Raw genomic sequence first — 14024 nt, forward strand, 5'->3', positions numbered from 1 at the left:
CGCGTTGCGCCGGCGGCGCAAAAGGGCTAAGGACGGCGCTTCATTTTCGCCCTGATGGATGCCGCAGATGACCGACCGTTTCTCATTCACGCTTGATGCGACCGATGGCAAGGCCCGCACCGGACGGATCGACACCCCGCGCGGCACCATCCGCACGCCCGCCTTCATGCCGGTGGGAACGGCGGCGACGGTCAAGGCGATGTTGCCGGAATCGGTGCGCGCGACCGGGGCCGACATCCTGCTGGGCAACACCTATCACCTGATGCTGAGGCCCGGCGCGGAACGCATCGCGCGTCTGGGTGGGCTGCACCGTTTCATGAACTGGGACCGCCCGATCCTGACCGATTCGGGCGGCTTTCAGGTGATGTCGCTGGCCGGTCTGCGCAAGCTGACCGAAGAGGGCGTGACCTTCGCCAGCCATATCGACGGCTCGAAACACATGCTGTCGCCGGAAACCAGCATGGAAATCCAGCGGCTGCTGGGATCCGATATCGTCATGTGTTTCGACGAATGCCCGGCACTGCCTGCCGATAAGCAGACGGTGGCGGCCTCGATGCGCATGTCGATGCGGTGGGCGCAGCGGTCGCGCGATGCCTTTGGCGACCGGCCCGGGCATGCGCTGTTCGGCATCATGCAGGGCGGTGTCACCCGCGAATTGCGCGAGGAAAGCGCCGAGGCATTGAAGGCCATCGGTTTCGACGGCTATGCCATCGGCGGGCTGGCCGTGGGCGAGGGGCAGGAGGCGATGTTCGGCGTTCTCGACTATGCCCCCGGATGCCTGCCTGCCGACAAGCCGCGCTATCTGATGGGGGTGGGCAAGCCCGACGATATCGTGGGCGCGGTGCAGCGGGGCGTGGACATGATGGATTGCGTGCTGCCCTCTCGCTCGGGGCGGACCGGGCAGGCATGGACCCGGCGCGGGCAGTTGAACATCAAGAACGCGCGTCATGCCGATGATCCGCGCCCGCTGGATGCGGATTGCAGCTGCCCCGCCTGCACCGGCTATTCCCGCGCCTATCTGCACCACGTTTTCCGTGCGCAGGAGATGATCTCGGGCATGCTGCTGACCTGGCACAACCTGCATTATTTCCAGGAATTGATGGCCGGGCTGCGGGCGGCCATCGCGGCGGGCATGCTGGACGATTTCGTGGCGGATTTCCATGCACAGCGGGCCGGGGGGGATATTCCACCGCTTTGACGTGGCGGAACCTGCATCAATCTTTGGCCGGATTCGTTCAGTTTGCATTGCGTGCAGTCTTTTCAAATCCATGACTTGGTCTTATGGCTTGCGGATTGGCGGATGACCCGCCACGAAGTGAAAGAGCTGCATGAGCGCCGACATCATCACGATCACCGAAACCGAGGCTCTGGCGCGTTTCTGTCACACGGCAAAACGCGCGCCCTATGTCACCGTCGATACCGAATTCCTGCGCGAGCGGACCTATTGGTCCAAGCTGTGCCTGATCCAGCTGGCGTTGCCGCCGGTCTCGGATGCCGACAATCAGGGCGGCGAGGCCGTGCTGGTCGATCCGCTGGCCCCCGGACTGTCGCTGGAACCGCTATATGATCTGTTCCGGCACGAGGCCACGGTCAAGGTGTTTCACGCCGCGCGGCAGGATCTGGAAATCTTCTTCCACGATGCCGGGCTGTTTCCCAAGCCGCTGTTCGACACGCAGGTTGCCGCCATGGTCTGCGGCTTTGGCGAGCAGGTGGGATACGAGACATTGGTGCGCAAGATCGCGCGGGCCAGTCTGGACAAATCCTCTCGCTTTACCGACTGGTCGCGCAGACCGCTGTCGGATGCGCAGAAATCCTATGCGCTGGCGGATGTGACGCATCTGCGTTCGATCTATGAATTCCTTGCGGCCGAGCTGCGCCGGAATGATCGCGAAAGCTGGCTGGCCGAGGAACTGGCGGTTCTGGAGAACCCCGAGACCTATATCACCCGGCCCGAGGAAGCCTGGATGAAGGTGCGTACCCGCACCAATTCCCCGCGCTTTCTGGCGATCCTGCGCGAACTGGCCCGCTTTCGCGAAAGCTATGCGCAGGAACGCGACATACCCCGCACGCGCGTTTACAAGGACGATGCGATGATCGAGCTGGCCTCGACCAAACCGGCCTCCGAGGCCGATCTGGGCCGGTCGCGCCTGTTGCTGCGCGATGCGCGCCGGGGCGATATCGCCAATGGCATTCTGGCCGCCGTCCAGCTGGGGCAAGAAACCAAGGACCTGCCCAAACCCAAGGCGGAAGAGCCGGGCAAGCCGGGCAATGCGGCGCTGTCGGATCTGCTGCGCGTGCTGCTGAAGGCCAAGGCGGATGCGGCCGGGGTGGCGCCCAAGCTGATCGCCTCGTCCTCGGATCTGGATGCGATCGCGACCGGAGACCGTGAGGTTCCGGCGCTGAAGGGCTGGCGGGCCGAGGTGTTCGGCAATGACGCGCTGCGGCTGGCGGCGGGCGAAATCGCCCTGTCGGCGCGCGGCGGTGCCGTGCGGGTCGTGCCAGCGGACTAGGTTTCGTCCTTGCCGTCGATCAGGCGGAACATCGCCCGCCGCTCGGCCGGCGTCTGGGGGATGTCGCGCGGCTGGGGCACCGGCTTGCGCGGCGCCCGGGTGGCGTGGCGAAAGTCGAAACGGCCCGGCTCTTCGGCGAATCCGGCCGTGGCGGGGGGGCGTGACAGCGTGGCCGAAGGCGCCATGATGCCGCCGCCGTCGAACAGCGGTTGCAGGTCTTCCCCCACGATGTCGAAGCGGCGCGGCGCGGCGCCCGGATCGCCTTCGGATATCAGGCAGCCAAGCGCCCGCGTCACATCGCCCAGATCCGACCGCAGCGGCAGGACCAGCATGCGTCCGACCAGTTCCGGCCGGGCATAGTCGGCCTGTGCGCGCAGACGGAATTCGGCGATCTGGGGGGCGCGAAAGACGGTTTCCAGCACGTCAGAAAAGCGCCCGCGCGACGAGGGGTTCAGCATCGTGCAGATGGGCATGCCGCGCACCTCCATCCCCATCAGGTCGATCAGATGCCGTCCGGCCAGCCGGAACCGCGCGGCCCCCGGCGCGATCCTTTCCAGCACGAAGGCGTAATCCAGCGCCCGGCTGATGCCATGCGGTTCCACATCGGCGCGGGCGGGAACGGCGCGGCCACGGCGCAGGCTTTGCCAGTAATCGCGCAGGTCGGTCAGGATCCTTGCCATGCCGATGCCGCCGTAATCCGTCAGCCGCAGAAGCTGCGCGCCGTCCGGTTGCTGGCCGGGGGCATCGTCCTCGCCGGGTTCGGACACGATCGGGAAACCTTTCTGACAGTACTTGCACCACGAACGACGCCACCCACCCGCCGGGCCGCAGCCATCCTTGGTGCGAAACATAGCACTGCCCGCCCGCCATGCCGAGTCGCAAGTTAAGAAGAGGTTAAGATGCGGGCACTTGACCGGCGTGGCCTGCTGGTCCATCCCGTCGCCGACGGGAATTTGCGAAGGATGGTGCCTGATGGATCACGCAGCGGATCACAGGACGGGGCCCGGGCAGAGGACGGGGCTGCTGATCATCCTGTCCTCGCCCTCGGGCGCGGGGAAATCGACGCTGGCGCGGCGGCTGATGGAATGGGACCCGCATCTGCGCTTTTCGGTCTCGGCCACGACCCGCCCGCCGCGTCCGGGCGAGGTTGACGGGCAGCATTATCATTTCACCACCGCCGATTCCTTCCGCTCTCTGGTCGGGGCGGGGCAGATGCTGGAACATGCCGAGGTCTTCGGCAATTTCTACGGTACTCCGCGCGGCCCGGTCGAGGTCGCCATGCGCGAGGGTCGTGATACGCTGTTCGACGTGGACTGGCAGGGGGGGCAGCAGATCCGCGCCTCGGCGCTGGGATCGCAGGTGGTGTCGATCTTCGTGCTGCCGCCCTCGCTTGCGGAGCTGGAGCGGCGGCTGCGTACGCGCGGGCAGGACAGTGATCAGGTCATTCGTGGCCGGATGGAAAAATCGCGCGCCGAGATCAGCCATTGGGCGGAATATGACTATGTGCTGATCAATGACGATCTGGATCAGACCGAGGCAAGGCTGCGCACCATACTGATGGCCGAACGGTTGCGCCGTGAACGCCAGACCGGGCTTGGTCCCTTCGTACGGGCGCTGATGGAGGAGAACGAGGCATGATCTGGGAACTGGACGGCATCGCACCGCATCTGGCGCAGGACGCATGGGTGGCGCCGGATGCGCAGTTGGTGGGCAATGTCGTGCTGGAACCGGGCGCTTCGGTCTGGTGGGGCGCGGTGCTGCGTGGCGATAACGAGGAAATCCGCGTGGGCCGGGGCAGCAATGTGCAGGACCTCTGCGTCTGCCATACCGATCCGGGTTATCCGCTGCGCATCGGCACCGATTGCACCATCGGCCATCGCGCCATCCTGCATGGCTGCACCATCGGCGACGGCGCGCTGATCGGCATGGGGGCGACGATTCTGAACGGCGCCCGTATCGGCGCGGGTGCGCTGATCGGGGCGGGCGCGTTGATTGCCGAGGCCAAGGAGATCCCCCCCGGCGCGCTGGTGATGGGCGCGCCCGGCAAGGTCATCCGCACTCTGGACGACGAGGCGCGACAGGGGCTGCTGGCCGCGGCCCGACGTTATCGCGACAATGCCGCCCGGTTCCGCGCCAGCCTGCGGGCGGTGGGATGACGCAGGACCTGTCGCGCCGGATCACCGGGTTGTGGGATGGCGTGCCGGTTCCGGTGCTGATCGTCGATTCCCGCGCAAGGATGATCGGCGCCAACAGCGCCGCGCGGGCGATGTTCGGCGACGATCTGCTGGATCGACCCTTTGTCACCGTCCTGCGTCAGCCCGCCGTTGTGCAGGCCGTGGACTGGGTGCTGAAGCCGGGTCAATATCCCGCGCCGACCCCCGATCCCGCGCTGCCGACCCCGGCCGAAGGCGCGGTGCGGCTGCGCACGGTGATCGGAGCCGACGGGCGCGATCTGGCGGTCGAGGTGACGGTTTCTCCCTTGCCTGACAAGCTGGCGGGGGGCGCGATGATCGTGTTGCAGGACCGCACCGCGGACGAACAGGCCGAACAGATGCGCCGCGATTTCGTCGCCAATGTCAGCCACGAGTTGCGCACGCCGCTGACCGCCATGACCGGCTTTATCGAGACCCTGCGTGGCCCGGCCCGCAATGACAGCGCCGCGCGCGACCGCTTTCTGGACATCATGGAGCGCGAGGCCGCCCGGATGAACCGGCTGATCCACGATCTGCTGTCGCTGACCCGGGTGCAGTCCGATGAACGCCGCCGCCCCGCGACCATGGTGGACCTGCCGCTGTTGCTGCGCGGCGTGGTGGCCACGATGTCACCCGCCGCCAGTGCCGCCGGGGTGCGGATCGAGACGCAGGACATCGACGGCAGCCAGCGCCTGCCTGCCGATCCCGACCAACTGGTGCAGGTGTTCCAGAACCTGATCGAGAACGCGGTGAAATACGGTGGCTCGGGCGGGGTGGTGCGGGTCACCATGTCCCGCATCGACCACGAGCCGTTGCTGCGCGGCCCCGGCTGGGCGGTCGATGTCGAGGATCAGGGCGAGGGGGTCGATGAAATGCACCTGCCGCGCCTGACCGAGCGTTTCTATCGCGTCGATACCCATCGTGCGCGGGCGCAGGGCGGCACCGGGCTGGGGCTGGCCATCGTCAAGCACATCATCAACCGCCATCGCGGCAGGCTGAAGATCGAAAGCCGCAAGGGGCAGGGCAGTCGCTTCACCGTGATCCTGCCCGAGACGCTGACGCGGGGGTGACCCGTGACCCGGTTGCGCGCATCTGGCCCTCGCCCTTGCCGGATGCTTCCCCTATAAATCCCTCGACCCGAGGAACTGGAGGTGCCCATGACGACATCATCGCAACCCGATCCCGCCAAGCTGGCTGCATCCCGCGCGGCTGTGGCACTGGTTCAGGACGGCATGAAGCTGGGGCTTGGCACCGGCTCGACCGCGTCGATCATGGTCGAGGTGCTGGCCGAGAGGGCAAGGACCGAAGGTCTGTCGCTGCGTTGCGCCGCGACCTCGAAGGCGACGGCGGAACTGGCCGCGCGGCTGGGGCTGCGGGTCGAAAGCCTTGACGATATCGGCTGGCTGGACCTGACCATCGACGGCGCCGACGAGGTCGATCCCGACCTGAGCCTGATCAAGGGCGGCGGTGGCGCGCATCTGCGCGAAAAGATCGTCGCCCGCGCCAGCGACCGGATGGTGGTGATCGCCGATCCGGGCAAGGTGGTGGACCGGCTGGGCGCCTTTCATTTGCCGGTCGAGGTCGTGCCCTTCGGCTTTGACGCGACGCGGGTGCTGATCCAGCGCGCGCTGGACGGGCTGGATCTGGCGGATCGTCCGGTCCTGCAACGGATGCGGGGTGATGCGCCCTTCGTGACCGATGAGGGGAATTTCATCCTCGATCTGTCGCTGGAGGTGATCCCGGACGCGCCCGCGCTGGCCCGCGCCCTGTCGGCGATTCCGGGCGTGGTCGAGCATGGCTTGTTTCTGGGCATCTGCGATCTGGCCATCATCGGGCGTCCCGATGGCAGCGTGGCCGAACTGCGCCGCCCCGAAGAAGGCGAAGTGCCGGTCGCGGACGAGGATACCGCGCCATGAGCTTCGACTATGACCTGTTCGTGATCGGCGGCGGTTCGGGCGGGGTTCGGGCGGCGCGGATCGCGGCGTCCCAATACGGTGCGCGGGTCGGTCTGGCCGAGGAAAGCCGCATGGGCGGCACCTGCGTCATTCGTGGCTGCGTGCCCAAGAAGCTGATGATCTTTGCCGCCTCCGCCCCCGGCATGGCCGAGGAGATGCGCGGCTATGGCTGGCAGGGGGCCGCGACGGGACTGTTCGACTGGGAGGTGTTCCGCCAGAAGCTGGATGCCGAACTGGTGCGGCTTGAGACGATCTATGCCTCGGGGCTGGAAAAGGCCGGTGTCACGATCCACAAATGCCGCGCCCGGCTGGCCGATCACCACACGGTCGAGCTGGCGGACGGCGCCCGCGTGACCGCCCGCCATATCCTGATCGCCGTGGGCGGACGCCCTGCGAAACCGGGCATCCCGGGCGAGGATCTGGGCCTGATCTCGGACGATCTGTTCCTGATGGAGCAGCTGCCGCGCCGCGCGCTGCTGGTCGGCGGCGGCTTCATCGCCTGTGAATTCGCCACCATCCTGAACGGGCTGGGGGTGGGCACGGTGCAGGCCTATCGCGGCGATGCGGTGCTGCGCGGCTTTGACCGCGAGGCGCGCGATCTGGCAACCCTGCAACTGTCCACCTGCGGCGTCGATCTGCGCCTTGGCGTCAGCCCGACGCGGCTGGAACGGCAGGGCGACCGGGTGCTGGCGCATTTCGACGACGGTGCCAGCGAGGAATTCGACGCGGTGTTCTTCGCCACCGGCCGCAAGCCCTATACCGGCGATCTGGGGCTGGAAAATACCGGCGTCCGGCTGGGCAAGGGCGGCGCGATCGAGGTTGACGAATGGTCGCAGACGGCGGTTCCCTCGATCTTCGCGGTGGGCGATGTCACCGACCGGGTGAACCTGACCCCGGTCGCGATCCGCGAGGGCCACAGCTTTGCCGACACGATCTTCGGGGCGAAACCGCGCAAGGTCCGTCACGATCCGGTGGCCAGCGCCGTCTATATGCGCCCGCACGAGCTGGGCAGCATCGGCCTGACCGAGGAACAGGCGGCGGAACGCGGACCCGTCGATGTCTATTCCGCGCAGTTCCGGCCGATGCAGTCGATGTTCGCGGGCTCGGACGCGAAGGTGCTGATGAAGCTGCTGGTCGATCCCAGCGACGACCGGGTGCTGGGCTGCCACATCTTCGGCCCCTCGGCCGGAGAGATGATCCAGCTGGCCGCGATCCCGATCACGATGGGTTGCACCAAGGCCGATTTCGACGCCACAATGGCGGTGCATCCGACCATCGCCGAGGAACTGGTCACCATGCGGTCTCGGTCCCGGCGGATCGGCGAAAACGGCGGAAATGATGGCTGATCGGGGCGGGCGCGTCCCTGCGCCGCATCCGCCAGCCATGCAATAGAGGCAAACCGGGGTTGACTTTCCGGTCATCGACCCCAGTTTGCAGGCAACGGAAATCACACGCGAAAGAAGGTCGAGCATATGGCAAATCAAGGCCCTTGGGGCGGCGGAGGCAATGGCGGCGGTGGTGACGACGACCGCGACAAACGTCCGGCGAACCGACCTTGGGACAATCAGCAGCCGCCAAAGGGGCCACGCAAGCCGGGGCAGGGCGATCAGCAGATGCCCGAAATCGAAGAGCTGATGAAGAAGGGGCAAGAGCGTCTGCGCGTCCTGATGGGCGGGCGTGGCGGCGGCGGTGGTGGCGGGCGCGGTGGTGGCCGCGATCCCTCGGGTCCGGGTTTCGGCCTTAACCGCAACACGCTGGTCATTGCCGGTCTGGTGGCGGTCGGGCTGTGGGCCTTCAGCAGCTTCTATCGCGTGCAGACCAACGAAAAGAGCGTCGAGTTCCTGTTCGGCCGCGCCGTCGCCGTGGGGACCGAGGGTCTGAACTTTGCCCCCTGGCCCTTCGTCACGGCCGAGGTGGTGCAGGTCACCAACGAACGTGTGACCGAGATCGGCACCGGCCGGGCCGGGCCGATGGACAGCGGGCTGATGCTGACCCGCGACCAGAATATCGTGGATATGGAATATCAGGTGGTCTGGAACATCACCGACCCCGAAAAATACCTGTTCAACCTGGCCGATCCGGGCGACACGATCCGCGCCGTATCTGAATCGGCCATGCGCGACATCATCGCGCGCTCCGAACTGGCGCCGATCCTGAACCGCGATCGCGGCACCATCGCCAGCGACCTTCAGGACGCGGTGCAGCGCACGCTGGATGCCTATCAATCGGGGATCAGCGTGGTCCGGGTGAACCTTGACCGCGCCGACCCGCCCTCTGAGGTGATCGACAGCTTCCGCGAGGTTCAGGCCGCGCAGCAGGAACGCGACCGGCTTGAGAAAGAGGCCGACGCCTATGCCAACCGGGTTCTGGCCAGCGCCCGCGGTGAAGCCGCCGCGATGCTGGAACAGGCCGAGGGCTATCGCGCCCAGGCGGTCAACAGCGCCCAGGGTGAGGCGTCGCGCTTCAACTCGGTCTATGAGGAATATGTCAAGGCGCCGGAAGTGACCCGCCGCCGCATGTATCTGGAAACGATGGAGAAGGTTCTGGGAGACGTGGACAAGGTCATCCTGACCGAGCAGGGCGAGAATTCGAATATCGTGCCCTATCTGCCGCTTGACCAATTGCGCCGTCAGCCGCCGCAATCCGGCAATGAAGGAGGGTCGAACTGATGGCCCCGCGCAGAAGAATCCCCCTGTCCACCCTGTTGATCCCGGCGCTGGTCGTGGTCGGCGTTCTGGCGGCATCGTCGCTCTATATCGTGGATGAACGCGAAAAGGCGCTGGTGCTGCGCATCGGTCGTGTCGTGTCGGTGCAGGAAGAACCGGGACTGGGCGTCAAGGTGCCGTTCCTTGACAATGTCGAGAAATTCGACGGCCGCATCCTTGGCCTGCCGACGACGCCGCTGGAGGTCACGCCGCTGGATGACCGCCGTCTGGTCGTCGATGCCTTTGCCCGCTGGCGCATCGTCGATGTGGTCCGCTTCCGTCAGGCGGTTGGCCCGAACGGCATTCAAGGCGCGCATGGCCGGCTGGAACCCATCGTCCGCAACGCCATCCGCGAGGTTCTGGGTACCGTTCCTTCGACGCAGGTGCTGTCGGATGACCGGACCGCGCTGATGAACCAGATCCGCGACGAGGCGCGCAACAACTCGGCCGGGCTGGGGGTCGAGATCATCGACGTGCGCCTGACCCGCACCGACCTGCCCGAGCAGAACCTGACCGCGACCTATGCGCGGATGCGGGCCGAACGGCAGCGCGAGGCCGCCGACGAGATCGCCCGTGGTGGCGAGGCCGCGCAGCGTGTCCGCGCCGCCGCCGACCGGACCGTGGTCGAACTGACCTCGGAAGCGACGAAACGGTCCGAGGTGATCCGCGGTGAGGCCGATGCGCAGCGGAACGCGATCTATGCCGATGCCTTTGGCCGCGATCCGGAATTCTTCGCCTTCACCCGCTCGATGACGTCATACGAACGGGCGCTGCGGGGCGAGAACAGCTCGATGGTCATCAGCCCGGATGGCGAGTTCTTCACCTATCTGCGCGATGATGGCGGCAGCCGCGCGACCCCGGCCTCCGAGCCGGTGCCGCCGGGCAACCGCGCGTCGTCCATCGTGCCCGAAGCAAGGACAGAGACCGAGGATGATGACGACGATCTGGTGACGCCGACCGTCACCGACCGCGAGGGCAACCCGCTTGGCGAATCCGCCGGGGTCAGGCTGACGCCGGTGCCGGAAAATCTGGTGACGCCGCCGCAAACGCCCTCCGCCGCAGTCCCGCCCGCCGAGGCCGAGAACGGCGCGGATGAAGCCGCGCCCGCCGCCGACCCCGAAGCGGATCCGGTGCCAGAGGCCGAGCCCGAACCGGATCCCGAACCCGCGCCTGCAGATGCGCCGGACGAGGCCGCTGAGGGTGCGGAACAGACCAACTGAAACCAGAAAGGCGGGCGGAGGTGGTGATCTCCGCCCGTTCTGCATCAAGGTCCTGCCGCGAAAAGTGCGGCTGCAATGAAAATCACGATCACTTCATCTTCCGCGAGCGTGGTTTATTTGTAACATCGACCTATATCCGTTTTGATCGGCGCGTCCCGGCGGCACAATATCGGTCGCAAAGGATCATCCCGACAGATGAGGACACCACGAATGAAAACGCTTTCCCCCCGGCATCTTCTGACGGCCTCGGCCGTTGCCCTGACACTGGGCCTGGGCTTTGCGGGTGCGCAACTGGCCGCCCAGGACATCTCGCCCGAGGCCAGCCAGCAGGCGCAGGAAGCGGCGAACAACAACGAACCGCTTGGCGCGCGCAATGGCGAAGCCCAGCAGGTCATGCCCAACAGCTTTGCCGATCTGGTCGAGCAGGTGGCCCCCGCCGTGGTCAACATCACCACCACCGCCGTCGTTTCGCAGCCGACCAACGGGCCGATGTTCCCCGAGGGCAGCCCGTTTTCGGACCTGTTCCGCGAATTCGGCTTTCCCGGCATGCCCGGACCGGGGCAGCAGGCGCCGGGCGGGCGCGGCATGCCGCCGCAACGCTCGAACGCGCTGGGATCGGGTTTCGTGATCTCGGCCGACGGGTTCATCGTCACCAACAACCACGTCATCGACGGCGCGGACGAGATCGAGATCGAGTTCTATTCCGGCAAGCGCCTGCCCGCCACCGTTGTGGGCCGCGACCCGAATACAGATGTCGCGCTGCTGAAGGTCGAGGGCGACGAGGCGCTGCCCTTCCTTGAATTCGGCGATTCCGATGCCGCGCGGGTGGGCGACTGGGTGCTGGCGCTGGGGAACCCGCTGGGGCAGGGCTTCTCGGCCAGTTCCGGCATCATCTCGGCCCGCAACCGCGAATTGTCGGGCACCTATGACGATTATCTGCAAACGGACGCGGCGATCAACCGGGGCAACTCTGGCGGGCCGCTGTTCAACCTTGAGGGCGAGGTGATCGGGGTGAATACCGCGATCCTGTCGCCCAATGGCGGCTCGATCGGGATCGGTTTCTCGATGGCGTCGAATGTCGTCTCGTCGGTGATCCACCAGTTGCAGGAATATGGCGAGACCCGGCGCGGCTGGTTGGGCGTCAAGATCCAGGACGTTACCCCCGACATGGCCGAGGCGCTTGGCCTGTCCACCGAACACGGCGCGATGGTCACCGATGTGCCCGACGGCCCGGCCAAGGATGCCGGGATGCGCGCGGGCGATGTCATCACCAGCTTTGACGGTGGCGACGTTCAGGATACCCGCAGCCTTGTGCGCCGCGTGGCCGAAGCCCCTGCCGGAGAGGCGGTCGATGTCGTGGTCATGCGCGAGGGCAATCCCGAGACGCTGAGCGTGACGCTGGGGCGCCGTGAACTGGCCGAAGGCACCAGCAGCGGCGAAGAGGGCGGACCAGCGGACAGCAGCGGCTCGTCCGAGGTTCTGGGCATGTCGCTGGCCCCGCTGACGCCCGAAGTCGCGGCCGAGCTGGGCCTGTCGCGTGATGCGACCGGGCTGGTCATCAACGAGGTTAATCCCGAAAGCGCCGCCGCCGAGAAGGGGCTGGCACCGGGTGATGTCATCACCGAGATGGGCCAGCAGCCGGTCGCCACCGTCGCCGATCTGGACAGCCGCATCGACGAGGCGCGCGAGGCGGGCCGCAAATCGGTGCTGGTGCTGATCCGCCGCGCCGGAGAGCCGCGCTTTGTCGCGCTGCCGGTGGGCGAGGAATAAGCGCCCGGGGCGTTCCGACACGGGTTCAAATGGTGGGGCGGTCCTTTGGGGTCGCCCCTTTTCAATGCGGTCCCGATGGCCTATTTCGCTGGCAGGCAAAGGGAAGCAAGCGACATGGCCAGAATTACCTATATCGAGCATAACGGCACCCGTCACGAGGTCGAGGTCAAGCCCGGCATGACGGTGATGGAGGGCGCACGCGACAATGGTATTCCCGGCATCGATGCCGATTGCGGCGGGGCCTGTGCCTGTTCGACCTGTCATGTCTATGTGGATCCCGCCTGGGTGGACCAGTTGCCGCCCAAGGACCCGATGGAAGAGGATATGCTGGATTTCGCCTATCAGCCCGACCCGGAGCGTTCACGGCTGACCTGCCAACTCAAGGTGACCGAGGCGCTGGACGGATTGGTCGTGCAGATGCCGGAACGGCAGATTTAAGCTGAATTTCAACTTGTTTCATTCAGGCGCTGCCCGCGGGCGGCGCCTTTTTCATGATCTGCGTCCGGCGGGCGACCCATTCATGTAACTTGTACCCGCGTCAACATGCAGCGTCCCGCACGGCCCGGGATACGCGATATGTGTATGAGGCCTGCAATTTCGACAATCCGGCCATTCCTGACGCAACGTCGCTGCCACGAATCACCATTCAGTTCCGAATCAGTTTCCGGCGTCGGCGATAGTCCACCAATGGTATACACCCCCTTAGATTGTATTCTATTTCATTCCGTAAATCTAAAGGGGCTTTGCCCCCTCTGACCTATCCCAAAAGTCAGGTTAATTAAACGTTAACTCAAGTTTTAACGATGGGCGGAAAGGTGCCGAAGTGCTAATTTCCATTTCATAGAGACGACCCCCGCCCTTCGATGAAGACAACGCCAGAGATAGGGTATTCAGGCGCGAGAGGCCTGCTGACCTGTGCCAGCAAGTTTCGCCGGGGTGATGAGTGTTATTTTAAGTGGTCTAAGAAGGGCGGGGGACATGAGTGCAGAAAATCAAGCGGTTATCGCTGGTTCCGTTCATGCCGGTCAGACAACTGTTTCGGCATCGCCGCGCCGCACCAGTCTGTATCGGCGCTATGTCAAACGTCCGCTGGATGTTTTTCTGGTTTTACTTGGTTCGCCCATTGTTGTTCCGGTCGTGTTCATCCTTGCCCTGCTGGTTTGGAAGAGCGGGGGGCAGCCGTTTTATTCCCAGCAGCGTGTCGGGCGCGACGGGAAACAATACAGAATGTGGAAGCTGCGCAGCATGGTCATTGATGCCGACCAGCGCCTTGCCACTTATCTGGAGGAGAATGAAGAGGCGCGTCTGGAATGGGAAACGACGCAGAAGCTGCGCCATGATCCGCGCGTGACTCCGGTCGGCCATTTCATCCGCCGCAGTTCGCTGGATGAACTGCCGCAGCTGTGGAACGTACTGAAGGGAGACATGAGCCTGATCGGTCCGCGCCCGATGATGCCCTGTCAGGAAGATATGTATCAATGCGATGCCTATTACGTCATCCGGCCCGGCATCACCGGCTATTGGCAGACGGCGGGCCGCAATGACACCTCTTTCGCTGACCGGGCATGGTTCGACGAACGCTATGAACGGGATCTGAGCTTCGGCAATGATCTGGGAATTCTGGTGCGGACCGTCGGCGTGGTTCTGAAGGCCACCGGTCACTGATCCGAAT

At 65.5% G+C, this 14024-nt stretch carries 13 protein-coding genes; 12 read left to right on the top strand and 1 reads right to left on the bottom strand.

All coding sequences use genetic code 11. The features are described 5' to 3' along the window. Positions 1-67: 67 nt before the first annotated feature. Both tgt and rnd read left to right on the top strand, forming a co-directional pair. Positions 68-1198: a tRNA guanosine(34) transglycosylase Tgt gene (gene tgt, locus JHW40_RS09915; protein ID WP_090610243.1), complete on the top strand. Its 1131-nt coding sequence runs from the start codon at positions 68-70 to the stop codon at positions 1196-1198. 130 nt (positions 1199-1328) lie between these two features. Continuing rightward, a complete protein-coding gene (gene rnd, locus JHW40_RS09920) occupies positions 1329-2510 on the top strand; it encodes a ribonuclease D (protein WP_419182437.1) in 1182 nt (393 codons plus the stop codon). On the opposite strand, the gene JHW40_RS09925 is transcribed toward rnd, so the two are convergent. Next, positions 2507-3277: a PAS domain-containing protein gene (locus JHW40_RS09925; protein ID WP_244519079.1), complete on the bottom strand. Its 771-nt coding sequence runs from the start codon at positions 3275-3277 to the stop codon at positions 2507-2509. The genes rnd and JHW40_RS09925 overlap by 4 nt on opposite strands. Positions 3278-3482: 205 nt before the next feature. On the opposite strand from JHW40_RS09925, the gene gmk reads away from it, so the two are divergent. The 10 genes from gmk to JHW40_RS09975 all read left to right on the top strand — a co-directional run bounded on the left by gmk (position 3483) and on the right by JHW40_RS09975 (position 14017). Further along, the gene (gene gmk, locus JHW40_RS09930) at positions 3483-4148 is read left to right on the top strand and encodes a guanylate kinase (RefSeq protein WP_090610197.1); all 666 of its coding nucleotides are present in this window, start codon (positions 3483-3485) and stop codon (positions 4146-4148) included. Continuing rightward, the gene (locus JHW40_RS09935) at positions 4145-4666 is read left to right on the top strand and encodes a gamma carbonic anhydrase family protein (RefSeq protein WP_090610196.1); all 522 of its coding nucleotides are present in this window, start codon (positions 4145-4147) and stop codon (positions 4664-4666) included. The genes gmk and JHW40_RS09935 overlap by 4 nt, the downstream gene beginning before the upstream one ends. Further along, a complete protein-coding gene (locus JHW40_RS09940) occupies positions 4663-5772 on the top strand; it encodes a sensor histidine kinase (protein ID WP_090610195.1) in 1110 nt (369 codons plus the stop codon). The genes JHW40_RS09935 and JHW40_RS09940 overlap by 4 nt, the downstream gene beginning before the upstream one ends. 87 nt (positions 5773-5859) lie before the next feature. Further along, entirely contained in the window at positions 5860-6618 is a 759-nt protein-coding gene (rpiA, locus tag JHW40_RS09945; RefSeq protein WP_090610194.1) for a ribose-5-phosphate isomerase RpiA, read from the top strand. After that, positions 6615-8003 carry a glutathione-disulfide reductase gene (gene gorA / locus JHW40_RS09950; protein WP_090610193.1) on the top strand — a complete coding sequence of 463 codons (1389 nt, stop codon included), beginning with the start codon at positions 6615-6617 and terminating at the stop codon, positions 8001-8003. The genes rpiA and gorA overlap by 4 nt, the downstream gene beginning before the upstream one ends. A gap of 126 nt (positions 8004-8129) precedes the next feature. Then, positions 8130-9326 carry an FtsH protease activity modulator HflK gene (hflK, locus tag JHW40_RS09955; protein ID WP_090610192.1) on the top strand — a complete coding sequence of 399 codons (1197 nt, stop codon included), beginning with the start codon at positions 8130-8132 and terminating at the stop codon, positions 9324-9326. Beyond that, on the top strand, positions 9326-10582 hold the full coding sequence (hflC, locus tag JHW40_RS09960) for a protease modulator HflC (RefSeq protein ID WP_244519078.1): 1257 nt from the start codon (positions 9326-9328) through the stop codon (positions 10580-10582). The genes hflK and hflC overlap by 1 nt, the downstream gene beginning before the upstream one ends. 393 nt (positions 10583-10975) lie before the next feature. Then, the gene (locus JHW40_RS09965; RefSeq protein WP_244519082.1) at positions 10976-12352 is read left to right on the top strand and encodes a DegQ family serine endoprotease; all 1377 of its coding nucleotides are present in this window, start codon (positions 10976-10978) and stop codon (positions 12350-12352) included. A 114-nt stretch (positions 12353-12466) separates the two neighbouring features. Beyond that, positions 12467-12790 carry a 2Fe-2S iron-sulfur cluster-binding protein gene (locus JHW40_RS09970; RefSeq protein ID WP_090610241.1) on the top strand — a complete coding sequence of 108 codons (324 nt, stop codon included), beginning with the start codon at positions 12467-12469 and terminating at the stop codon, positions 12788-12790. A 477-nt stretch (positions 12791-13267) separates the two neighbouring features. After that, a complete protein-coding gene (locus JHW40_RS09975; protein ID WP_244519077.1) occupies positions 13268-14017 on the top strand; it encodes a sugar transferase in 750 nt (249 codons plus the stop codon). Positions 14018-14024: the final 7 nt, after the last annotated feature.

Source organism: Paracoccus alcaliphilus, from assembly GCF_028553725.1.
Taxonomy (GTDB): Bacteria; Pseudomonadota; Alphaproteobacteria; order Rhodobacterales; family Rhodobacteraceae; genus Paracoccus; species Paracoccus alcaliphilus.